Here is a 21,161-nt window from a genome sequence, read left to right on the forward strand (position 1 = left end):
GAGTCACGGATTCAGGTTATAAGCAATTTGATTTAAGCGACGTATTGCTTGGATACCCTAGTTGATCAACAATTTAAGCCGTTCGTGGTGAGCCCTCCGACAAGCTCAGTGCAAACGGTTTAGCCTTAAGACAGGCATAGCACTGAAAGCTGATATGAAATGCCCGTCGAAGAATTGCTATTGTTGGCATTAGCATCCAAGCGTCATGAGTTATTGCGTCCAGGTTGTTGCGGGTTTAGTTGAGTTTATCGTTTGAATTACGCTAATTTGTTCAGCATAAAACACAGCCAAGCTACCTGATACCCAGTCAGTTTTTCTCCAACCGGGCTTTTAGTGCGTATTTTTCACGATCAATTTCTCCTCGGGTTCGCACGCCCAAGCGGCGTAATAAAGGTAAAGGGGGACACCAGCCTTGCAATCCATGCTGCAACAGAAACGGCAAAACAATCCCAGGCAAAAGCAACCATTTTCGATTGGCCGTTAGCCCCAGAATCAGGCCGGTTAAGGCTAAAGTTGATGCATTGACCTCAAGCAACCTCTCGATGTCCCATTCTTTATCCAACGCTTGAATACGCTCTAAGGTTTCCGCCTGACTTTTGTCCTTGTATAGTTGAATACTGAGATCCGTTTGGTGGTCTATTGCAGCGTTTACATGGACCGCAGTCGATTTTCGAACGCGATCCGGGCTTGATTTTGTTGAATCTTCCGCTTTGAATACTGACATGATGTCTCTCCGATTAGCGTTTGAATCCGTAATTAATTTAATGGTTAAGTTTTTTTGCGCAACGCCAATGGGCCGCATTAAAGTCGACTTCCGCTATGGCTTCCTTTTCCATGCAAACCCAATATTTGGCGGGCTTCAATTCCGTTTTACATGAAGCGGAGAGCGACGCGATTGCAGCTTTTCCGGTTCCTTTATCTTTTTCCTGTTGTTCGAAGCGCTGAGTGGCGCGTAAGCAGATATCGTAGGCCCCGCTTTGCGTGTCTACAGAATCGCCATTGGCTTTTTCCGAGGCCGTTCGTGATTCGGTGCCAGAAAGCTGAACTGGCGAACTTTGAGCACCGTTAGGCGTTTCGGCCTGACAAAGAGTCGGCAAAGCGATGAGCAGAATAAATCCGGCAATTAAATTACGCATGTTAGAACTCCCTACAAGAATGGTTTTCAAGGAAAAACGATTTCACCGTATGTATAGCCATGCCGCTTCAAGTAGTCTGTACGCTTAATCACATAGCGTTCTGTCGTGTGCAGTTTTTGTCTTAACCGGCCAAGTTTGAAATGAGGTTTTTGCGAGTGATCGCTTTGGGGTGATTGGTTAGAATTCAGCTATCACAGCGGGGATAAGACCCATCGGCAGTGAAAATATAGGTTACAAATTCCCGTCCTATGTGCAATACCGCACTGATCCGGTTTATTTTTATCGGTAATGTTTTTATCGCGTGATAGAGCTGGTATTACGCCTTTGGGTAAGAACTATGAAATTGTCAGGAAACCGTGATGAAACATAAACAGACGACACGCCAAACCGAAGAAACCCGATCTATGACCGAGGATGTCATCAATATTCAATTGGACCCAGAAGATATTGAGGGAGATGGTTACCTACCGCCGAACGTCCGCAAGATGCAAACTGGATTCGGTGATTTCAGAGAAAATATTAAGAAAGGCCACAAAAAATGATTGGCATTGATCGGCTCAAGCCATCTCAGAGGTCTGGTTGTTTCAAGAGGCGTTGCGATAAAAGCGTTAAGTCGCAAGCATGTTTCGTCGTCTACGGTAATTCTGAATAATTCAACTACCAATGTTGGGATGCCGAACGGATCGGAACCACCAACCTCTAGTAAGCTATGCTGTCGAACAGACTAAGTTTTTAGACTTGATTTTTGCAAATATCAGGTCTGAACTTATGTCTTCGTAACGCTGGACTTCATATCCCGATTCCAACAGTATCGGGAACTCATTAATGCAATGATAGGATGCCGAAACTATTCATTTGCTTCAAGTTGGTTTCCATGCAAAAAAATACGCCTTATATTCTTTTTCTAACCTTCGTTTTGTTAGTGACGGTATCTTTTTTCCTATTGATTAAAGATTTTTTATTAGCCTGTTTTTGGGCCATCATTCTCGCGGTAGTTTTTTATCCTGTTTATCAGTGGATTAACCGCTACTTTAAAAACTCGGAAATACTGCCGTTGTTTTTGACGATGTTAACGATTATTCTGGTGTTCGTTATTCCTTTATTGATTATTACATTGATGATAACGGAGGAAAGCACAGCCTATTATCAAAAAATCCAAAGTGGGGAAATCAATCCTCAAGTTTATTTTCAAGATACTCTCGCGCTTCTTTTGCCAAAATTCAATAAGCTGTCTCATATACAGGAAATAAGCGTTGAGCAGATAAGTGCCTCGGCCGGGAATGCGTTTACTCAAGCAGTACAATATATAGCGCAACAACTCCCCGCATTGACCCAGAATATTTTAAATCTAATCGTTCAAGTTGCGTTGTCTTTCTACATTCTGTTCTTTCTATTGCGGGACGGCCAACAATTGATAAGAAAATTAATAGCGTTAATCCCGATAGGTGACAAAATTGAAATAGAATTATTTGAGCGTTTCACCAGCGTAGCACGAGCGACTGTCAAAGGCGGGTTACTAGTCGCTGTCATTCAGGGTAGCATAGGGGGGTTATTATTTTGGTTTGTAGGCATTCCAGCGGCTTTTCTATGGGGTATGTTAATGATAGTTTTATCGTTATTGCCTATAGGCAGTGCGTTAATTTGGGCTCCTGCTGCGGTCATTTTATTTTTACAGGGATACACGTTAAAAGCAGTCATACTGCTCTCCGTCGGTATTTTTGTGATTGCTATGATCGACAATTTTTTGCGGCCAAGGCTGATAGGTAAAGACAGTAAAATGTCAGATTATCTGGTGCTGGTGTCAACTCTGGGTGGGATAAGCTGGTTTTCATTAACAGGATTTGTATTAGGCCCCATTATTGCCGCTTTATTTATAACCTTTTGGGACATACTGGGAAAATATAATCAGGCAAGTAATTCGTAAATGGAGATATTGTTAAACTTGGGGAAGCAGTAAATCTTCGCGTTAATACCGCCGCTAGTCTTCATTACTTGCAGTAGAGATAATACTTGTCCCGATCAGCCGCGCTGAAAATTCTTGTTAATCAGGTTTATTTATAGGCCGGAACAGAAACAATTAAGCCAGCGCGAATCAATTTGAGCTCGCGCTGACTTCATTTAAAAGCTGCGTGCTAAGGACGAAAAACTATTCAGTTTCAGCGGCCAACAGCCTATCCAAAGTGCGAATATGCGCTTGTTGAGCCGGCAGAAGCTTCGTTTCAATCAACGAGCGAATCTCTTCAGGCAGTTCATTCTTCTGCAAAGCTTCCACATACGCGTCTGCACCACTTTTTTCGCCGCTATGTAACGACTGTAGTGCCGCTTCTTTGCCCAGCAGATTTGCGCCTCCTTGAACTATTTGCGCCCAAGTGCCCCAAACTCCTGAATCTTCGCTGGGAGTTCCTCCCAGTTCACTGACGAGCGTCTGTAAACTGGAAACAGCCGCTTTGTGATCCTCGTAGATGGGTGCAAGGTCCTTCGATTCGCCTAGTTCGGCATCTTCAGACAGTTTAGCCTGTACCTGTTGATAGGTTTCCATTGCAGATAATTCGTCTTTTAGAAAGTTGTTGAGTGTGTCTATGTTATGCATAATAAAACTCCTGGTTGCTTATTTTTTGATGTCATGCAATCGCAGCATCAAGCTTAAACTGACGATTCGCCCGTCGAGGAAATGTCCTCGGCGTGAGCCTCCTCAAAGACTTTTTTTGCCAGATCGACCGCTTCGCTGTTTGTGGTATGGACAGAAATCAAAGCGTTACCGCCGGTGATTTTTCCTTCGTAGCGTTTGGCTTCATATTCGGGGATGCCCAGCCCGATCAAAACGCCAGCCAAACCGCCGGTGGCGGCACCTACAGCCGCTCCGCTCAAAGCGCCCATAATAGGTCCGGCCGCGATGAACGGACCGACGCCCGGAATAGCCAGAGCGCCGATCCCGGCTAACAAGCCAACTACAGCGCCAGTACCTAAACCAACTGACCCGCCGATGGCAGCCCCTTCCGGCGCTTTGGTATGCTTTTCATGTGCAAAATCCTGGGAGTTGGATTTGTCGGAAAACAGCACCGATATATCATTATTTGAAAAGCCGGCGGTAACCAGGTCATTAACAATACTCTCTGCCTGAACGGTATTTTGAGCGATACAAAAAACTGCTTTAGTCATGTGATTCTCCTACGCTTTATGGCGCTTTAAATTCAAGGTTATTATTTACCTGAAGAACACCAGGCGTTTGCTTGGCGATATCTTGCAGTTTAATTTTCTCGGCTTCATTTTTAACCGGCCCGCGTAAAGTCACTACGCCATTACGGGTGATGATTTTTACATTCTGCGCATTGACTGATAAGGACTCATTTTTAACCACAGCTTGGCGGATGGCCGCTGTAATTTTAATATCGCCTTCGGTTTCCTTTTGATCTTCCGGGGTTAACGTCGAGTTATCCTTATCGCGAGCATTGATCTCGGTATTTTCCAATGTTGAGTCGGCCGCTAGATAAACGGCGCTATTCTGTTCGGCGCGAACAGTACCCGTCATCATTATCAAACTGCTCGTCAAAGTGAATATAACTGACAATAGTTTTGTAGACATATTAATCTCCTAAATAGTGGTTGTTTTTTCGAAATAATTGCGCGGCATCGGTTTTTTCCTGCTGATTTAACGACCACTCATCAGCCGACTTAATAGAAAACCGGCTCCGACAGCGATACCCAATGAAGTTGCAGGGTTTTTATCAATGTAACTGCGGCAATCTTCAAAAAACTGCTGCTCTACATTTTTCAATTGTTCGCCTTTTTGACCCAACGCTTCAGCCGCCTGAGTGGTTGCGTTGGCTACTTTGTCAACGGTTGAGTGAACGCCCGATCTAAGCCGGTCAACGGTGGCATCGACAGTATTGGTATTGTCTGTTGCTTGCATAATGGATTCCTTATACAAATGAAAATGGTCAATTAGGTTTTAAACTCTGGTGATTTCAAAAACCTACTGATTAAATTTGGCACACCGACTTTAATAGTGTTGCCGGTGGAGAGAATGGCTAATGATTGAATACTAAATAAATAATGATCAAAACAATCGTCGGCACGCCCAGTACCCAGCCTATAAAATATTTACCCATGACTCATCTCCTAAAATATTTGTGTCTATAAGTCTACTTATTGGTTTTGGCTTACATTCAAACAGGCTGTTTAATGACGCGAAGAAGAAAGCTAGGTAAAGTTTCTATTAAAATCGTCTTAAAGTCGGTGTGCTATCGCACATTGAAGAGGAATTTTTTTATCTGCCAAGACTAGGGTTTTTTGAAAATTGATTTGATCGCCTAAATTTCCTTTTTAGGTCAATTTTATCCGCTAAACCCCCAATATTTGCATAGAGAACGACCGTATTTGTCTTGGAATCCTTTGGTATAACTCGACTTAGAATACTCGCCGTTCTCATCTTCGTCTTGCCAAAATAATACTGAAACAGGGCTATTCAGACGATCTGCGTGATGATCAATGCATAAGCTGCCTTTCACCGATCTGCAGGTGTTATGAGCGCGCAGAAAATCCGACGCTGTATGTTTGATAGCGCACTGACTGAGTGGATAAACGATCCTACTATAGCCATGAGCGCACAGATTTATTGTCAGTGGACATGGAATTTTTCCTGCCAATAAGATTGGGGATTTAAAAAAGAAAATATCAAATAACGCAGGCTAAGCCGATAAGACAGAATGGAAATAGAAGTAAAGGAATACGCTTATGAATAAAGGAAATAGTGCTGTTGCATATTGCCTAGTTTGCTAGGTATTAATAATCACAGCAATAGCTATTTGAAGAGTTAGTCTAATTATTAGTTATGGATGACGTTAATTATTTAATCCGGAAATACTATTCAGGATTTTTGATAGTAGTCTTCCTGTGCAGGCAACATAATTGAGTTACCTGGGAGTTTTTATGTATAACATTGAAAAAATAGATAGTTTGCTAAAAAATGAAATATCCGCCACGGAAACTTACCGACAGGCTTTGGAATCGTTTTGGAAAGATACCAGACGTTGTGAAGTCGATTCTCTGTTGCAAATTTGTCAAGATCATAATGAAGCCGCTGCACTACTAAAAGCGCAAATTCGTCAGTTGGGAGGAGCGCCTTCAGATAAGTCAAGCAATTGGGGCACTTGGGAGAAAATCTTTCAGATAGGCGTAAATATGTTGGGTAAATACTCAGCAATAAAAGCCTTACGAGACGTTGAATTCTCCTGCTCGAAAGCGTATGGGCAAGCTCTGCTCGATTACCAACTACCTCTAGCTCTTCGCTCATTGATCGAAACAAAGTTGTTGCCTAACCTGCAATCTAATATGCGTACCTTGGATCAGTTATTAGACGCGGTAATGGCATGAACTTGAATATTCTTAAGGCGTGCAGCGCTAAATACTAAATCGCTGCGGTTTTTTCGGACACCTCGAACATATGAGACGTTTTATACCTATAGCTCAGCTGGACGAAGAGGGTATTAAGACAGATAGATATCCATGGCTCACCGTCGGCAAGATACAAACAGGGTTTCGATTTCACAAAAACATCAAGAAAAGCCATAAATATGCTTGGCATTGATCCACTCAAGCCACCGCTAAAGATTGGCCCGGTTTGTTTCAAGAAAAACGCTAGGCCGCGATCATGCCTGCTGGTTTTCGCCAGTTCTGAATAATTCAGCTACCAATGTGGTATGCCGAACGGATCAGAACCGCTAATTTCTCTATAGTCGATAACTGTCAACGGGATCTAACAAAGCTTTGAATTTGTTTAATGAGTGCCCGGCGACATGCAACTCAAAATATCGAGCCAGACATTTCAACATGACTGGCTCAAATCAAGCCAAAAGGAGAACCACAATGATTCATCCCGACCAGATCAAACCCGATATGCCCGTTGTCTGCTCAGAAGACGGCCAATTTGCCATTGTCGATCATATGGAAGGCACTAACTCAATCAAACTGAAAAAAGATGAAGCCGGTCAGCATCATTTCTTTCCACTATCCTGGGTAACCTCGACCGAGCATGGCAAGGTAAAGGTGGACCGTCCAGGTGATAAGGCCATGCAAGACTGGTCAACTGTTTCACCAATACTTTGAACGAATAATTTCAGACCGAAGCCTAAGTGTTTCTTGTTTAGGTGAAAAACGTTATCGCCAGGATATTAATGATGAATAGGCTGTATGCATAGTCGAAACAAACCATAGTCTCGAGACTGTTGCCAGACTAAGGTTGACGTCCGGGACTGAGGCGAATATCGCGACGTAATTGAGAACAACCCATCTATGTGTTTTGCCTTACCGGCCAAATCATAGTTTGCAGGTATCCCACGCCATTCAGCCATTTAATCATTCGCGGGATTAAAAACCGCAAATTTATCTCTCACGCATCGACCATTTGACCTTGTTTCCGCAGCAAGATCAGGAGCCGGCACTATGAGCAATTCAGACATTACCGTTGCAGATTACCTGATAATTCGACTGAAAGAGATAGGCGTGGATCACCTGTTTGGTGTGCCTGGCGACTTTGTATTGGGGTTTTTCAATCAGGTTTTGAAAAGCGACCTGACCTATATCGGTACCTGCAATGAACTCAACGCCGCCTATGCTGCTGACGGCTACGCACGTATTCGGGGTGTAGGCGCATTTTCTTCAACCTATGCTGTGGGAGAATTAAGTGCCATCAACGGCGTGGCGGGCGCATTCGCGGAGAGAGTGCCTATCGTGGTGATCACCGGCTCACCGGCGACGATTAATTTCCGCAACCGGCCTTTGTTGCATCACACCTTAGGCGATTATCAGATTCCACTGCGAATATACGAGAAAATTACGGCCGCCTCGACCGAACTGGTTTCTGCTGAGATGGCACCCGCCGAGATCGACAGGGTGTTATCGGCGTGTCTTTCCCATCAACTACCGGTGTATATTAGCCTTCCAGCTGATGTGGTAATGATGAAATGCCGTTATCCTGAGGCTTTCCGGTTCCCACCGGACCTCGGTAGTGACCCTGACGTGCTGAATGAGGCGATCAACGAAGCCGCAGAGATGCTGAATAATGCAGATAAACCAGTGGTGATCGGTGATGTGGAATTGATACGTTTTAAGCTGCAGAAACCATTTGCAGATTTTCTGGAAAAAACCGGCTTTCCCTATGCCACCATGATGTTGGGCAAAAGCGTGCTGTCAGAGCAGCACCCACAATTCATCGGTTTATATCAGGGGGAACGGAGCCGCGACTACGTAAAAAATCGAGTCGAGTCTGCCGACTGCATACTCCAGCTCGGGGCATTGCTCACTGACTTTAATACCGGTGGTTTTACCGCCGAGCTTGATGAGGTGAAAACAATCAGCGTCAATATTCGTTCCGTCAGGATCAAACATCATATTTACGAGAACGTGTCGCTCCATGACTTTATCCTTGGGTTAACCGAAAAGCTTACATGTCGCGATTCGACAACCCTGGATATCCATTCGGCAACCGCAGGCTGTGTCCATCGCCGTTCGGAACAATACTTTGCTGATGAGCAAAAACCGCTTACCATCAAACGATTCTTCGATCGCATGAGTCATTTTATTGAAGACGATGCGATTGTCGTAGCAGAAACGGGCGTATCGCTATTTAGTGCAGCCGAATTACTAATGCCAAAAGGCGTCACTTTCATAGGACAAACCTTTTATGGCTCTATCGGCTACAGCATCGGTGCCACCCTAGGTGCCGCTATGGAGGCAAAAGCCAGGCAGGTCGTGCTATTTGTGGGTGATGGTTCTTTTCAAGTAACCGGCCAGGATCTGTCAACGATGATCCGCAACCATCTCAAGCCGGTTATCTTTCTGATCAATAATGACGGCTACACGATAGAGCGAGTCATTAGTGATCATCCCTATAACGATCTCCAGCCCTGGCAGTATCATAAACTGGTAGAAGTGTTTGGCGGCGGCCTGGGTTTTGATGTGCACACCGAAGCGGAGCTTGAAGAGGCATTGGCTATGGCAGCTACGTCTGATCAACTGATGTTCATCGAAATTCACACCGGGCGACTGGACTGCCCTGAGTCGCTGCTTAGCGCGGGGCAGGCTATGGCAATGACTAATCAGTTAACGTAATTAGCCTCACGCTTTGCCTGGTGTTCAGGAACGCGTTGACACATTGCTTGCCGGTCAGTATCCAAACCGGAGAGAAATCCATGCTGATTAAAATTTGGCGTTTCCTGACAATCTTTTTGGTGGCGCTACTTCTCGGTCTGGCGTTCGCGCACGTCCTGGAGCGCCCGGCGAAAATGCTCTACGACGCCGCGCTCTATCTCACCATTCAAAAGACCCTCTATGTTGCATGGGGTCCGCCGCACATTGGCGGTATTCTCGAACCGGCGGCAATTATTGCCACGCTTATGCTCGCGTTTCTCCTGCGCAAAACAAAACGCTCGTTTTGGCTCACCCTCGGCGCAGGCTGCACATTGCTGCTTGCGTTTCCGGTCGTATTTTTCGTTTTTGTGGCGCCAGCAAATGCAGTCTTTTTCATAGCGACGCCAACATCAATTCCCTCCGATTGGACTGAGTATCGGACAAACTGGGAAACGGGGCACGCAATTCGCTTCGTGCTACAGTTGATCGCGCTGAGTTTGCTGCACCTTTCAGTATTTCTTGAGATCAATCAGTGAGCTGCCAGCCAAGACTGAATTCAGCGGGTTGTCCTGTCCTAACTCTTCTCCACATCGCTGAGCCGTCTAGTGGGATCATACCGTGCCTCCCGTTGGGGTTTGATCCGCTTCACCCGAATGCGCGATTTCCTTTTTGGAAAACAAGTAGACCTGGAGTTTGTTGGAAAAGCGAGAGTCCTGGCGTTGAATCCACTCCAGCAACATCGCTGCGTGTTCCTTTTCTTCGTCCCGATTGTGTTCCAGAATGGCCTTGAGTGCTTGATCTGCACAGACGTCGGCACGTTGATTGTAACTATCAATAGCCTCCAATTCCTCCATTAGTGACACCAGAGCTAGGTGCATGTCGCGTGTTTCGGTGGATAGTTGTTCTATGGGTTCCTGATAACCGGCACTAGACATGATCGTCTCCTGTTTGCGGTGAAGTTGAATGCCAAAATGGCTTGATTTGGGCGTCGTAATCGGTTGTTGTACTACTGGTGAGGCAAAGCAGCTGTGACCCGCCAAATGGTATTGCCAACGTCATCAGCCACCAATAATGCGGCCCGTTTATCGAGTGCCACACCCACCGGCCTGCCGTAGGCTTCATCGTCTTGGCTAATGAAACCGCTCAAGACATCAATGGGTGCTCCTCTGGGTTTGCCGGCCTGAAAAGGCACAAAGATCACCCGGTAACCGCTGCGTGGCTCGCGGTTCCATGAGCCGTGTTGACCGATAAAAACGCCATTATTGAATGGCGCCGGCCAACTGGCGCTGTGAGAATACGCCAGACCGAGCGATGCCGTATGCGGCCCAAGGGCATAGTCCGGCGCTTTAGCTGTAGCTACCAGCTCCGGACGTTGCGGCTGTACACGTTGATCTAAATGTTGACCGTAATAACTGTAAGGCCAGCCAAAGAAACTGCCAGCGGGGACTGAAGTTAGATAATCCGGTACCAAATCGCTGCCGATTTCATCGCGTTCGTTAACCACCGTCCAAAGTGCGCCGCCGTCGGGTTCCCAGGCCAGTCCGTTGGGATTGCGCAGGCCGGACGCGTAAACCCGGTAACTGCTGTGCTGCAGATCGACTTGCCAAATGGCGGCACGTTCGGACTCTTGCTGCATACCATTTTCGCCGACATTACTGTTAGATCCCACAGTCACATACAGCCGTGTCCCATCTCGACTGGCCAGCAGATTTTTCGTCCAATGATGATTAATGGGGCCAGCCGGCAGATCCAGCACTTTGATGCCCGCTTCAGCGATATGTGTTTCGCCGTCCGTATAGCGAAACTTCATCAGCGCATCGGTGTTGGCGACGTAGAAATCGTTGCCGATCAGCGCCATGCCGAAGGGCGAGTTAAGCCCTTCGAGAAATACTGATCGCGTCTCGGCCACGCCGTCGCCATCTTTATCACGCAACAGAGTGATGCGATTGGCACTGGGTGTTCCTGCTCCGGCCATGCTCAACACCTGTTTTATGAACCAGCTTTTGATGCCCCAGCCATCGTCGGGCCGTTGCGGGGCATTGGTCTCGGCGACCAGCACATCGCTATTCGGTAGCACGTAGAGCCAACGCGGGTGATCGAGATTACCGGCAAAGGCATTAACCGTCAGGCCTGATGCCGGTATGGGTTTAGTATTAGCCGGCCAGCCCACCGCCTTGGCAATGTTGACTGTGGGAATCCAGGTTGGATGCGGTGGTGGCAGTTGCGGATTTAGACCTGTGCCCGCCGAAATCGGCAACTGTGCCGATTCGCCGCACGCCGACAGCACAATCACCAAGGTCGTGAATGATAAGGCCTGTCTAGCGCGAGGCAGGTGATACATGTTTAAGGTGTTACGCGGTAAAACTGACCGAGTGCCTGGCGTTGCTCTTCCCATTTTTCAGAATTTGCCGGCCAATGCTTTTTGTCAAAACCCGGTGCCTTTTTTAAAGTGTCTTTATCCAGATCAAGCACGTAATAGTCTTTGGGGCTGGTCCAATGCAGCGCTCTCCAGGGGATGGCAAACAGCTTGTCGCCCATACCCATGACACCGCCGAAGGAAACGACTGCATAGACCACTTGTCCCGTCGTCGGATCGATCACCAAATCCTTAATGTCGCCGAGACCGTCTCCCGTGGTGTTTTTCACTTTGGCACCGGTGATTTTGCTGGCTCGGCTGACCTGCTGCATCGACTTATTGGCTTCCTGCGCGCGTTCTACGGCGACTTCCTTGTTGGCTTGATTAAGTTCGGCCTGTTTTTCTTTGACTTCTTCTTGTTTTTTGCCGAGTTCCTCTTGTTTTTCATGAAGGTCTTTTTGTTTGTCTTTTACGTCATCGGCATAGAGTGGGCCTGCCAATGTCGCACTCAGAACAGACACGGCTACTATAGGAATTAATTTTTTCATCTTGTTCTCCAGCGTTTTATAAGAAAAGTGTTTCGCTAGTTTGAATCGGCACCTTCACAGTGCTGCAAACTCACTTCAACTTTATCTAACAGGGAGAACATTGTCGGTGCGCTGTCGAACAGACTTATTCTTAGCTTGTGTACGCTGGCGTACCGACCCTATCCCAACAACTCTGCGCCGATATACGTGCGCTACCGTACAGAGTTTGCATGTTCTAAAGGCTAATCTGACCCCGGCAATTTATTGCGCAGCTTTAAATCGTGGCACTCCATACGTCGAATACAGCGAGCCCTAAATCACTGTGTACGTCCATTCACAACCGGAGAACTCACATGAGCTACAAGCCTAAAATTTTAAATTTACCCATGAAAGCCTCATATACCGTTGGCAGGCAAATCGCCAAGCCCAGAGGCGATAGCTGGGGGAATGCTGCGGTGTCTATGGCTACTACGACTGTTCGCCTTACTGTGAATAGCTGTCTATAGGGTTTTAATTAGGAGTGATCATGACAACATTAGAGCAAACTGTTTTGGATGCAAGACCGGACACCACAGCTTCCGGGGTGTCCTGGGGTTCGATTTTTGCCGGTGCGACCGCTGCTGCGGCGCTGTCCTTAATCCTGCTTATTTTAGGTGTGGGCTTGGGATTTCCGGCGCTTTCGCCTTGGTCCCATCAGGGAATCAGCGCCACAGCACTGGGTATATCCTCCATTCTCTGGCTGAGTTTCGCGCAGATCGCTGCATCGGGTGTGGGCGGTTATCTGGCCGGCCGCTTGCGTGTCAGGTGGGCCAGCGTGCACAGCGACGAAGTGTACTTCCGGGATACCGCTCACGGCCTATTGGCTTGGGCGATTGCTTCGTTGGTAACGGCGGTGCTATTGGGTACCGTGGCCGGCAATCTCCTGGCAATCGGCGCTTCGGCCAATGCTACAGCGATATCGACCGGCGCCGAACTAGCCGGTGTTCATGCGCCTGTCGGTCATCCTAATCCGCCGTCAAAGGGAGTAGACGAGCGTAAGCATAATGGCGATAGCGACTTAAGTTATTGGGTCGATAGCTTATTCCGGTCGGTGCAATCACCAACCGACATGCTGGAAAAAGACTATGGCTTGGTATGGCGGGAGGCCTCGCGAATTTTCGCTAACGGTCTGCGCTTGAATGGTTTGCCGCCAGAGGATCAAAAATATCTGGGCCAAGTCGTCGCCAAACAAACCGGATTGTCCGGAGCGGATGCCGAAAAGCGTGTGTTCAATGTCTTTGCCAAGGTACAGGCCGAGCTGGCCAAAACCGAGCAAAGCCTTAAACAGACTGCTGACGACGCGCGCAAATTGGCGGCTTACTCTTCCTTATGGATGGTGGTAGCGCTGTTGTCGGGTGCCTTTGTGGCCAGTCTGGCTGCAACGTTTGGCGGTAAGCAACGTGATAGCGAAACCTATGTAGACAGAGGTCTCTAGCTGATGCTTGGCAAGCTATTCATAACATCGTTTAACTCAAAATTAGGAGATTAGCCATGCGCTCACTTTTGCTGTTATTGCTGGGTGTACCCATTCCAATCATTATTGTGATTGCTTTATTGACCCATTTTTGACCGAAAAGAAACCGCGTTTGCTCGAAACGCGGCCTTCTTGGTATCTATTTGCGCAAAGCGACGATGCAACGATAGTGCTGCGTAGTCAATTAACGGGTGCGCAACAAGCTGCCCAGCAGAAAACCCACTGATGCCGCAATGCCCATCGCTGTCATCGGGTTATCCCGGACATAGCGGCGGCTGTTTTTCATCAGTTTTTTTTCTGCATCCATCAACTCGTCGCGTGTCTCCGCAAGTGTCTCCGCAGTATTGGCGGCAACATCGGCGAGCTTATCGTAAGTTTCATGCGCGTAATTTGAGGCTTTGTCCAGAGTATCCATTAGAGTTTCCTATTTTAAAAGAGCCATATGTGGATCAGGCTTGAGCCTAGAATATACCGCTATGCGCAACTGTGGTCTGTTCGACTGCGTACATATCGCCGGTAGTAACAAAGCTAAGCGCGAGTAACATAAATGCGGACATCAACTATGAGTAATACCTTAAAAAAATTCCCCATCGTTTGTGTCGGCGGCTCGGCTGGCGGGCTGGATGCCTATATTCGGCTATTGCAAAATCTGCCGCCCGACATGGGGGTGGCGATAGTCATTGTCAATCACATCACCATAATGCCGACCCAGCTCCACGAAGTGCTGCCGAGTTACACCTCGATGCCGGTCGAACTGATTACGGAAAGATTGCAAATAAGCGCTAATCGAGTGTTCATCATTCCGGCAAATCGGGACTTACACGTCGTCGATGGCCAGTTTCATTTACAGCCGATCTCAAAGCCGCGCGGCTGGCCGGATGTGATTACGGTTTTTCTGCGGTCGTTGACACTACATTGGAACGGCAAACTGATTGCGGTGATAGTCTCCGGTTTCGACGGCGATGGCGCGGCCGCGCTGTGCGGCATTAAAGAAGTAGGCGGCATCACCATTGCGCAGAAGCTTGATACGGCGATTCAGCCGGACATGCCGGCGAGTGCCATTGCCAGCGGCTGCATCGATTTTGTGTTGTCGCCGGAAAATATTGCTGAAGTAATTGTAGACATCGCCGGCGCCGCCATGTCGTGACAGCGTAGTTTAGGGTTCAACAGATCACTTGCTTAGCGCTACCTCATGTATACCTTTCGTACTTCAAATTTCGGCACATCTGCTCCCTCGCCCTCCTGGAGAGGGCCAGGGTGAGGGTGGTAAGCGAAATTTGAAGTGCGATGACTTTATCCACGTCGCCGACCTTAGTCGGTTGGATTCATATCGAGCGATGACCAACGCGTTGGGGTTTGCCGTGTTTTTTATGCCAGCTGTAAAAACCTCTTTTGGCCAATTCCACCACGAATAGATACGACACGGCCATCGCGCCAAGGATTAAATAAAACTGAGCGGGCGGCTGCACAAAGCCGAAATACTGGCCTAGCGGGGTGAACGGCAAGATGGCGCCGATCAACGCAATCGACAGCGAGGTGGCGACCAGCGCCGGATGCGCGCGGCTTTTAAAAGGGTTACCGCGGGTGCGGATGATGAAAATCACCAGGACTTGGGTACACAGCGACTCCACGAACCAGCCGGTTTGGAATAGCGCTTCATCGGCTTTCAACAACGATAGCAGAATGTAAAAAGTCAGAAAGTCGAACGCGGAACTGATCGGGCCGATCACCAGCATGAAATTGCGGATGAAGTTCATATCCAATGTACGCGGTTTGCGCAGTTCTTCCGGATCGACCTGATCCAGTGGAATCGGCACTTCGGAGATGTCATACAGAATATTGTTGAGCAGAATCTGCGTCGGCAGCATCGGCAAAAAGGGTAGGAACAAAGCCGCGCCGGCCATGCTGAACATATTGCCGAAGTTGGAACTGGTGCCCATCATGATGTATTTCAGAATATTGCCGAAGGTGCGCCGGCCTTCCAGCACACCGTCGTGTAGCACTTGTAAATCCTGATCCAGCAAAATCATATCGGCCGCTTCCTTGGCCACGTCCACCGCCGAATCCACCGATAAGCCTACATCCGCCGAATGCAGTGACGGTGCATCATTGATACCGTCGCCCAGATAACCGACCACATGGCCGCGCGCTTTCAGCGCCAGAATGACCCGGTTTTTCTGAGCGGGGTTAACCCGGCAGAACAGATTGGCCTTTTCGGCGCGGATGCGCAGGGCGTGGTCATCCATCGCCTCAATGTCTTTGCCGGTCAAAAGGCCGGTGATCGGTATGTTCAATTGTGTACAGACGTGCTGTGTCACCAAATCGCTATCGCCGGTGACGATCTTAACCGTCACGCCGCTCTCTTTTAATGCAGCCAGTGCCGCGCCGGCGCTTTGTTTGGGGGGATCGAGAAAGCCAGCAAAACCGGCAAAGATCAGCTCGCTTTCATCGCCTACCACCGCGTGCGGTTGATCCTGCGGCACTTCTCGCCACGCGATGCCCAACACGCGAAAGCCTTCCCGTTCCAACGCATTATGTTGCTCGTGGATACGGGCTCGACTGACCGGATCGAGCGGTACTTGCGCGTCGCTGCCTTGTTGTTCGTAGCGGGTGCAGAGGGTGATGATTTCTTCGGAGGCGCCTTTCACCACCAACAAGCGGCCGTTGCCTTTGTCCAGCAGTACAGACACCCGCCGCCTTTCAAAATCAAACGGCACTTCGTCTATCTTTTGCCAGGCGCTGACGTCGATATTTTCGTGCGCCAGAATCGCTTCGTCCAGTGGGCTTTTCAGGCCGGTCTCAAAGAAACTGTTCAGATAAGCCAGCTCCAGCACGCGCTCGCTGGGCTGGCCTTGCGGATCGACATGTTGTTCCAGTTTGATCTTGGCCTCGGTCAAGGTGCCGGTTTTGTCGGTACAGAGTACGTCCATCGAACCCAGATTCTGAATTGCCGCCAGGCGTTTGACGATCACGCGCTTTTTAGCCATGTGCATCGCGCCGCGCGACAGCGTCACCGACACCACCATCGGCAGCAGTTCCGGCGTTAAACCCACGGCCAAGGCTACGGCAAACAGGAATGATTCCAGCCACGGCTTGCCCAAATAGGCGTTAACCAATAACACGAACAACACCAGCAACACGGTCAGGCGCATGATCAGCAAGCCAAAGCGATGCGTACCGACTTCAAACGCAGTCGCCGGCGGTTTGCTGGTCAGACTATCCGCGATGGCACCAATGGCGGTACCGGTGCCGGTTTTGATGACGCGCATGGTGGCGCTACCGCTGATAACCGTGGTGCCCATGAAAACCGCATTGCTGGCATCTTGTAAATCAGTGGCATCGGCAGGTAATTCACCCGGGTGCTTTTCGATGGGGTAGGCTTCACCGGTCAACAAGGCTTGCTTGACGAACAGGTCGCAGGCGTCCATTAATAAGCCGTCCGCCGGCACCATATCGCCCGCAGAGAGTAAGGCAACGTCGCCGGGTACTACGTCGGCGACCGGTACATCGATAGCTTTACCGTCACGTATCACGCGGGCTTTCACAGACACTGAATGGCGCAAACTTTCCGCTGCCTTTCCAGCGCGATGTTCCTGGACAAAATCCAAGGTCACGCTGAGCAGCACCATCACAGTGATAATCACAAAGTTGGTGATTTCACCGGTGAATGCGGAAATCGCGCTGGCTACCAATAACAGAATCACCAGCGGGTTTTTGAAACGCGACAGAAATTGCAGCAGCAAAGCCTGCTGTTGATGATCGCGAAACAGATTGGGGCCAAACTCAGCTAGTTTGGCTCTGGCTTCCGTGCCAGATAAGCCACCGGTATCGTTAGCACGAGCGTTACGCAGTTGCGAGGGCGGCTGTAGCCACCAACTCGCGGTATCGGCTTTAGCTTTGTCGTTAGATTTTTTCATAGGCTGCTCGATAGTTGGCGGCGGTTAAAAGGTTCGATAAAAATCAAAGACAATTCTTTCTCCCCCTGCGGGGCAAAGCTTTAAGTTAGGCTTTGGTATTATGAATTCCCCTCTTTGAAAAAGAGGGGTTAGGGGAGATTTTCTGAATAAATCCCCCTCGATCCCCCTTTTACAAAGGGGGAAGGTGCCTTAATTTAAAGCCATTGATCGTCCGGGAATCTTTACTGGTTCTTTCGGTGTAAATAAGCAATTGGCGGTGACGGCAAATCAAGTCCCGGCCCGCTGGCGCAAATGCTCAGGCAAATGATTCCGGTCGCCCAGTACTTCCAGCATCGGTCCATAATCCGTGAACTTGATAATGCTTACTGAGGCTGCCAGTGCGTTGATCCGATCCCTATAACGGCCCAAGTCAATACCCAGCAGGCTGCACAACAAAATGCGGATCGTCGCTTTGTGCGATACCAGTAGCACGTTACCGGTTTTGTATTGGGTTTGGATTTCCGTGATGACCGGCAAGGCGCGTGCGGCGATTTGCATAGCAGTCTCGCCGCCCGAAGGCGGATTCCAGGCTGGATCGGTTTGCCAGCGTAGGTAGTCCTCGGCATAGCGCTGGTTCACGTAGTCCTGCTCCTGGTCTTCCCAGGCACCGTAGCTGATTTCCCTTAAGCCGTTACGGAACTGCATGGTCAGACCCGCTACATCGCACAAAGGCTGCGCGGTAGCAATAGCGCGTTGCATCGGGCTGACGTAGACATCGCTCCAGGTCGTTGTCCGGTAAACATCGGCAAACGCTTGTGCCATAGCCTTACCCTCAGCCGTCAAATCAGGATCCAGCGATCCGCAAAACGCACCGCGCTGGCTGTATGCGGTCTCGCCGTGACGTAGTAAGTAGATCTTCAAGCTCATAGTCGCGCCTTAATAAGGCCAAAGCCATTGATCGTCTTCCGGACGGTCGATGCCATGTTCGTAAGCATAATTGCGGCAATCGATTTGCCGGTCGCGTAGTTTTTCCTTGACGTGTGCGCCCGACACTTGCAAAGCCGGAATGCGATCTATCGCATCAATCGCCAGACTAAAGCGGTCGATTTCGTTTTGAATCGCCAATTCCAGCGGGGTATTGATGCTGCCTTTTTCTTTGTAGCCGCGCACATGCATGTTCTGGTGATTGTGGCGTCGATAGGCCAGTCGGTGAATCAACCACGGATAGCCGTGGAAGTTAAATATCACCGGTTTATTGACGGTAAACAGGCTATCGAAATCCCGGTCCGACAGACCGTGCGGATGCTCGCCGGCGGGAACCAGTTTGTACAAATCTACCACGTTGATGAAGCGAATTTTCAGCAGCGGAAAATGCTCGCGCAGCAGTACCACCGCCGCTAAGGCTTCCTTGGTGGGAATGTCGCCGGCACTGGCCATCACCAGATCCGGCTCGACACCATCGTCGTTGCTTGCCCACTCCCAAATACCGATGCCTTTGGTGCAATGTTTAATTGCCGCGTCCATATCCAGATACTGCAAATGTTTTTGCTTGTCACAGACAATGACGTTGATGTAGTCGGTGCTTTCCAGGCAATGGTTGGCCACAGATAGCAAGCAATTAACGTCGGGCGGCAAATAGATCCGGGTAACCGACGGACTTTTGTTGACGACCAAGTCCAGGAAACCGGGGTCTTGATGGGTAAAGCCGTTGTGATCCTGGCGCCAGACCGTGGAGGTAATCAGCAGGTTTAGCGAGGATACGGGCGCCCGCCAGGACACGGCCTTGGACATGGCCAACCATTTGGCGTGTTGATTGAACATGGAATCGATGACATGCACAAAGGCTTCGTAGGATGAGAAAAAGCCGTGGCGACCGGTTAATAAATAGCCTTCCAACCAACCCTCCAGGGTGTGTTCGGAGAGCATTTCCATCACCCGGCCATCCGTCGCCAGTTCGCCGCCGTCGGCATCTTCCGGCAGATAATCCGCCAGCCAGGTTTTCTTACTGGCTTTATAAACATCATCCAGTTTGTTGGAACTGTTTTCGTCGGGACCAAATACCCGGAAATTGTGCATATTGGCACTCATGATGTCGCGCAGAAACTTGCCGAGCGGTCGGGTGTTTTCCGCCGCCACTTTGCCGTGGCCGCCCAACGCCAAGGCGTAATCGCGAAAATCCGGCATCCGTAATGCCTTGCGCAACAGGCCGCCGTTGGCGTGCGGATTGGCGCTCATCCGCCGATTGCCTTTAGGTGCCAGTGCTTTTAACTCAGGGATCAGTTTGCCCGCGCTATCGAACAATTCTTCCGGTTTATAGCTGTGTAGCCACTCAGACAACATTTGCATATGCGCCGGTTTGTCTTTTACGCCGGCCAGCGGCACTTGATGGGAACGCCAAAACGCTTCCACTTTATGCCCATCCACTTCTTTCGGCCCGGTCCAGCCTTTCGGGCTGCGCAGGATAATCATCGGCCAGTGCGGGCGAGTAGGGATGCCGCTAGCGCGGGCTTCCTGTTGTATCCGCCGAATCTCCAGCACGCAAGTTTCCGTCACACCAGCCATTAGTTGATGCATGGTCTCGGGATCGCTGCCTTCCACGAAATAGGGTGTGTAGCCGTAGCCGCGAAACAATTGTTCCAACTCTTCGTGGGATATCCGCGCCAGCAGGGTTGGGTTGTTGATTTTGTAACCGTTCAGATGCAGGATCGGTAATACCGCGCCATCGCGGATCGGGTTCAGGAATTTATTCGAATGCCAGGAAGTCGCCAACGGACCAGTTTCGGCCTCACCGTCACCCACCACCACCGCTACCAACAAATCCGGATTGTCGTAAGCGGCGCCATAAGCATGGGAAATGCTGTAACCCAACTCGCCGCCTTCGTGTATCGACCCCGGTGTCTCCGGTGTGCAATGACTACCGATGCCGCCGGGGAAGGAAAATTCCTTGAAAAACTGCAACAAGCCTTCTTCGTCTTCGCCCTTATTCGGATAGATTTCTGCGTAAGTACCTTCCAAATACACCGGTGCCAACACCCCCGGTGCGCCGTGACCTGGGCCGGCGAGGAAAATCGTATTCAGATCGTATTTTTTGATCAGTCGGTTGACATGGATGTAGATAAAACTCAAGCCGGGACTGGAACCCCAGTGGCCCAGTAGTCGGTTTTTGATGTGATCCGGTTTAAGAGGTTCTTTAAGTAAAGGGTTATCGCGGAGGTAAATCATCCCGGCGGCCAAATAATTACAGGCTCGCCAATAAGCATTTAGGTTGTCAATCTCTTCTTTGCCAAGTGGCGAAGGAATGGCAGTTGTGGATGTTTCCGGTGTGGTCATGAGCTAACTCCAGTAAAAAATTAAATAAACTAACGAACTTTTAAGTCGCGAGGGTGTTACTCCCGTTATTTCGCCCCGAGCATCGCAGCTTTTGGCGAGAATGGCCCGCAGGGGAGCGGCAGGGATGCCGCTCGTTTTCGGAGGGGCTGGGAAGCCCCTTCCGAAAACCCTCGCCAAAAGCGAGACGCGCAGGATTCAGGCGGAATGTCGGGTGGCCTTTTCTTTGGATACTTTCTTTTGGCCAAACAAAAGAAAGTATCTCGGCTGTCGGGCCGA

Annotated in this window: 21 protein-coding genes; 8 read left to right on the forward strand and 13 right to left on the reverse strand. The window is 49.3% G+C overall.

Annotation, left to right across the window (positions count from 1 at the left end; all coding sequences use genetic code 11):
- Positions 1–307: 307 nt before the first annotated feature.
- Positions 308–724: a DUF2892 domain-containing protein gene (locus A1332_RS23860; RefSeq protein ID WP_064010883.1), complete on the reverse strand. Its 417-nt coding sequence runs from the start codon at positions 722–724 to the stop codon at positions 308–310.
- A gap of 37 nt (positions 725–761) precedes the next feature.
- A complete protein-coding gene (locus A1332_RS23865; RefSeq protein WP_064010884.1) occupies positions 762–1,136 on the reverse strand; it encodes a hypothetical protein in 375 nt (124 codons plus the stop codon).
- Positions 1,137–1,495: 359 nt separating this feature from the next.
- On the opposite strand from A1332_RS23865, the gene A1332_RS23870 reads away from it, so the two are divergent.
- Both A1332_RS23870 and A1332_RS23875 read left to right on the forward strand, forming a co-directional pair.
- Positions 1,496–1,678, forward strand: coding sequence for a hypothetical protein (locus A1332_RS23870; RefSeq protein ID WP_064010885.1), 183 nt, complete (start codon positions 1,496–1,498; stop codon positions 1,676–1,678).
- 332 nt (positions 1,679–2,010) lie between these two features.
- Positions 2,011–3,060 carry an AI-2E family transporter gene (locus tag A1332_RS23875; protein WP_064010886.1) on the forward strand — a complete coding sequence of 350 codons (1,050 nt, stop codon included), beginning with the start codon at positions 2,011–2,013 and terminating at the stop codon, positions 3,058–3,060.
- Positions 3,061–3,282: 222 nt separating this feature from the next.
- Here A1332_RS23875 and A1332_RS23880 read toward each other — a convergent pair whose 3' ends face one another.
- The 4 genes from A1332_RS23880 to A1332_RS23895 form a co-directional block, all read right to left on the reverse strand.
- Positions 3,283–3,726: a DUF2383 domain-containing protein gene (locus A1332_RS23880; protein ID WP_064010887.1), complete on the reverse strand. Its 444-nt coding sequence runs from the start codon at positions 3,724–3,726 to the stop codon at positions 3,283–3,285.
- Between the two features lie 53 nt (positions 3,727–3,779).
- Positions 3,780–4,295 carry a hypothetical protein gene (locus tag A1332_RS23885; protein ID WP_064010888.1) on the reverse strand — a complete coding sequence of 172 codons (516 nt, stop codon included), beginning with the start codon at positions 4,293–4,295 and terminating at the stop codon, positions 3,780–3,782.
- A 16-nt stretch (positions 4,296–4,311) separates the two neighbouring features.
- A complete protein-coding gene (locus A1332_RS23890) occupies positions 4,312–4,719 on the reverse strand; it encodes a BON domain-containing protein (RefSeq protein ID WP_064010889.1) in 408 nt (135 codons plus the stop codon).
- A gap of 66 nt (positions 4,720–4,785) precedes the next feature.
- Positions 4,786–5,046, reverse strand: coding sequence for a hypothetical protein (locus tag A1332_RS23895; RefSeq protein ID WP_064010890.1), 261 nt, complete (start codon positions 5,044–5,046; stop codon positions 4,786–4,788).
- Positions 5,047–6,065: 1,019 nt separating this feature from the next.
- Between A1332_RS23895 and A1332_RS23900 the strand changes: the two genes are divergently transcribed.
- The 4 genes from A1332_RS23900 (at position 6,066) to A1332_RS23915 (ending at position 9,799) form a co-directional block, all read left to right on the forward strand.
- The gene (locus tag A1332_RS23900) at positions 6,066–6,509 is read left to right on the forward strand and encodes a DUF2383 domain-containing protein (RefSeq protein WP_064010891.1); all 444 of its coding nucleotides are present in this window, start codon (positions 6,066–6,068) and stop codon (positions 6,507–6,509) included.
- Between the two features lie 492 nt (positions 6,510–7,001).
- On the forward strand, positions 7,002–7,241 hold the full coding sequence (locus tag A1332_RS23905) for a DUF2171 domain-containing protein (protein ID WP_020485176.1): 240 nt from the start codon (positions 7,002–7,004) through the stop codon (positions 7,239–7,241).
- A gap of 336 nt (positions 7,242–7,577) precedes the next feature.
- Positions 7,578–9,245 carry an alpha-keto acid decarboxylase family protein gene (locus A1332_RS23910; protein WP_064010892.1) on the forward strand — a complete coding sequence of 556 codons (1,668 nt, stop codon included), beginning with the start codon at positions 7,578–7,580 and terminating at the stop codon, positions 9,243–9,245.
- Positions 9,246–9,325: 80 nt separating this feature from the next.
- Positions 9,326–9,799, forward strand: coding sequence for a DUF1772 domain-containing protein (locus tag A1332_RS23915; RefSeq protein ID WP_064010893.1), 474 nt, complete (start codon positions 9,326–9,328; stop codon positions 9,797–9,799).
- Between the two features lie 75 nt (positions 9,800–9,874).
- On the opposite strand, the gene A1332_RS23920 is transcribed toward A1332_RS23915, so the two are convergent.
- The 3 genes from A1332_RS23920 to A1332_RS23930 form a co-directional block, all read right to left on the reverse strand.
- Positions 9,875–10,198, reverse strand: a complete 324-nt coding sequence (locus tag A1332_RS23920; RefSeq protein ID WP_064010894.1) for a ferritin-like domain-containing protein — start codon at positions 10,196–10,198, stop codon at positions 9,875–9,877.
- A gap of 71 nt (positions 10,199–10,269) precedes the next feature.
- Positions 10,270–11,604 (reverse strand): PQQ-dependent sugar dehydrogenase, encoded by a 1,335-nt coding sequence (locus A1332_RS23925; RefSeq protein WP_064010895.1) that lies wholly within the window; start codon positions 11,602–11,604, stop codon positions 10,270–10,272.
- A 2-nt stretch (positions 11,605–11,606) separates the two neighbouring features.
- On the reverse strand, positions 11,607–12,167 hold the full coding sequence (locus tag A1332_RS23930) for a PRC-barrel domain-containing protein (protein ID WP_064010896.1): 561 nt from the start codon (positions 12,165–12,167) through the stop codon (positions 11,607–11,609).
- 505 nt (positions 12,168–12,672) lie between these two features.
- On the opposite strand from A1332_RS23930, the gene A1332_RS23935 reads away from it, so the two are divergent.
- Complete coding sequence (locus tag A1332_RS23935) at positions 12,673–13,620, forward strand: hypothetical protein (protein WP_064010897.1); 948 nt, start codon at positions 12,673–12,675, stop codon at positions 13,618–13,620.
- A 223-nt stretch (positions 13,621–13,843) separates the two neighbouring features.
- On the opposite strand, the gene A1332_RS23940 is transcribed toward A1332_RS23935, so the two are convergent.
- Positions 13,844–14,074 (reverse strand): DUF883 family protein, encoded by a 231-nt coding sequence (locus A1332_RS23940; RefSeq protein ID WP_064010898.1) that lies wholly within the window; start codon positions 14,072–14,074, stop codon positions 13,844–13,846.
- 147 nt (positions 14,075–14,221) lie between these two features.
- Between A1332_RS23940 and A1332_RS23945 the strand changes: the two genes are divergently transcribed.
- Positions 14,222–14,806, forward strand: a complete 585-nt coding sequence (locus tag A1332_RS23945) for a chemotaxis protein CheB (RefSeq protein ID WP_082879860.1) — start codon at positions 14,222–14,224, stop codon at positions 14,804–14,806.
- Positions 14,807–14,984: 178 nt separating this feature from the next.
- Here the strand turns inward: A1332_RS23945 and mgtA are convergent, their stop codons facing one another.
- From mgtA to A1332_RS23960, 3 genes are all read right to left on the reverse strand, one after another.
- Complete coding sequence (gene mgtA / locus A1332_RS23950; RefSeq protein ID WP_082879861.1) at positions 14,985–17,576, reverse strand: magnesium-translocating P-type ATPase; 2,592 nt, start codon at positions 17,574–17,576, stop codon at positions 14,985–14,987.
- 267 nt (positions 17,577–17,843) lie between these two features.
- Positions 17,844–18,482 carry a histidine phosphatase family protein gene (locus A1332_RS23955; protein WP_064010900.1) on the reverse strand — a complete coding sequence of 213 codons (639 nt, stop codon included), beginning with the start codon at positions 18,480–18,482 and terminating at the stop codon, positions 17,844–17,846.
- Positions 18,483–18,491: 9 nt separating this feature from the next.
- A complete protein-coding gene (locus A1332_RS23960; RefSeq protein WP_064010901.1) occupies positions 18,492–20,885 on the reverse strand; it encodes a phosphoketolase in 2,394 nt (797 codons plus the stop codon).
- Between the last annotated feature and the right edge of the window lie 276 nt (positions 20,886–21,161).

Origin of the sequence: Methylomonas methanica, assembly GCF_001644035.1 — a bacterium.
Classification (GTDB): Bacteria; Pseudomonadota; Gammaproteobacteria; order Methylococcales; family Methylomonadaceae; genus Methylomonas; species Methylomonas methanica_A.

What these genes read in the sequence shown, in the direction of transcription:
- A1332_RS23860 (WP_064010883.1), bottom strand. Translation starts at nt 724, where the DNA reads ATGTCAGTATTCAAAGCGGAAGATTCAACAAAATCAAGCCCGGATCGC.
- A1332_RS23865 (WP_064010884.1), bottom strand. Translation starts at nt 1,136, where the DNA reads ATGCGTAATTTAATTGCCGGATTTATTCTGCTCATCGCTTTGCCGACT.
- A1332_RS23870 (WP_064010885.1), top strand. Translation starts at nt 1,496, where the DNA reads ATGAAACATAAACAGACGACACGCCAAACCGAAGAAACCCGATCTATG.
- A1332_RS23875 (WP_064010886.1), top strand. Translation starts at nt 2,011, where the DNA reads ATGCAAAAAAATACGCCTTATATTCTTTTTCTAACCTTCGTTTTGTTA.
- A1332_RS23880 (WP_064010887.1), bottom strand. Translation starts at nt 3,726, where the DNA reads ATGCATAACATAGACACACTCAACAACTTTCTAAAAGACGAATTATCT.
- A1332_RS23885 (WP_064010888.1), bottom strand. Translation starts at nt 4,295, where the DNA reads ATGACTAAAGCAGTTTTTTGTATCGCTCAAAATACCGTTCAGGCAGAG.
- A1332_RS23890 (WP_064010889.1), bottom strand. Translation starts at nt 4,719, where the DNA reads ATGTCTACAAAACTATTGTCAGTTATATTCACTTTGACGAGCAGTTTG.
- A1332_RS23895 (WP_064010890.1), bottom strand. Translation starts at nt 5,046, where the DNA reads ATGCAAGCAACAGACAATACCAATACTGTCGATGCCACCGTTGACCGG.
- A1332_RS23900 (WP_064010891.1), top strand. Translation starts at nt 6,066, where the DNA reads ATGTATAACATTGAAAAAATAGATAGTTTGCTAAAAAATGAAATATCC.
- A1332_RS23905 (WP_020485176.1), top strand. Translation starts at nt 7,002, where the DNA reads ATGATTCATCCCGACCAGATCAAACCCGATATGCCCGTTGTCTGCTCA.
- A1332_RS23910 (WP_064010892.1), top strand. Translation starts at nt 7,578, where the DNA reads ATGAGCAATTCAGACATTACCGTTGCAGATTACCTGATAATTCGACTG.
- A1332_RS23915 (WP_064010893.1), top strand. Translation starts at nt 9,326, where the DNA reads ATGCTGATTAAAATTTGGCGTTTCCTGACAATCTTTTTGGTGGCGCTA.
- A1332_RS23920 (WP_064010894.1), bottom strand. Translation starts at nt 10,198, where the DNA reads ATGTCTAGTGCCGGTTATCAGGAACCCATAGAACAACTATCCACCGAA.
- A1332_RS23925 (WP_064010895.1), bottom strand. Translation starts at nt 11,604, where the DNA reads ATGTATCACCTGCCTCGCGCTAGACAGGCCTTATCATTCACGACCTTG.
- A1332_RS23930 (WP_064010896.1), bottom strand. Translation starts at nt 12,167, where the DNA reads ATGAAAAAATTAATTCCTATAGTAGCCGTGTCTGTTCTGAGTGCGACA.
- A1332_RS23935 (WP_064010897.1), top strand. Translation starts at nt 12,673, where the DNA reads ATGACAACATTAGAGCAAACTGTTTTGGATGCAAGACCGGACACCACA.
- A1332_RS23940 (WP_064010898.1), bottom strand. Translation starts at nt 14,074, where the DNA reads ATGGATACTCTGGACAAAGCCTCAAATTACGCGCATGAAACTTACGAT.
- A1332_RS23945 (WP_082879860.1), top strand. Translation starts at nt 14,222, where the DNA reads ATGAGTAATACCTTAAAAAAATTCCCCATCGTTTGTGTCGGCGGCTCG.
- mgtA (WP_082879861.1), bottom strand. Translation starts at nt 17,576, where the DNA reads ATGAAAAAATCTAACGACAAAGCTAAAGCCGATACCGCGAGTTGGTGG.
- A1332_RS23955 (WP_064010900.1), bottom strand. Translation starts at nt 18,482, where the DNA reads ATGAGCTTGAAGATCTACTTACTACGTCACGGCGAGACCGCATACAGC.
- A1332_RS23960 (WP_064010901.1), bottom strand. Translation starts at nt 20,885, where the DNA reads ATGACCACACCGGAAACATCCACAACTGCCATTCCTTCGCCACTTGGC.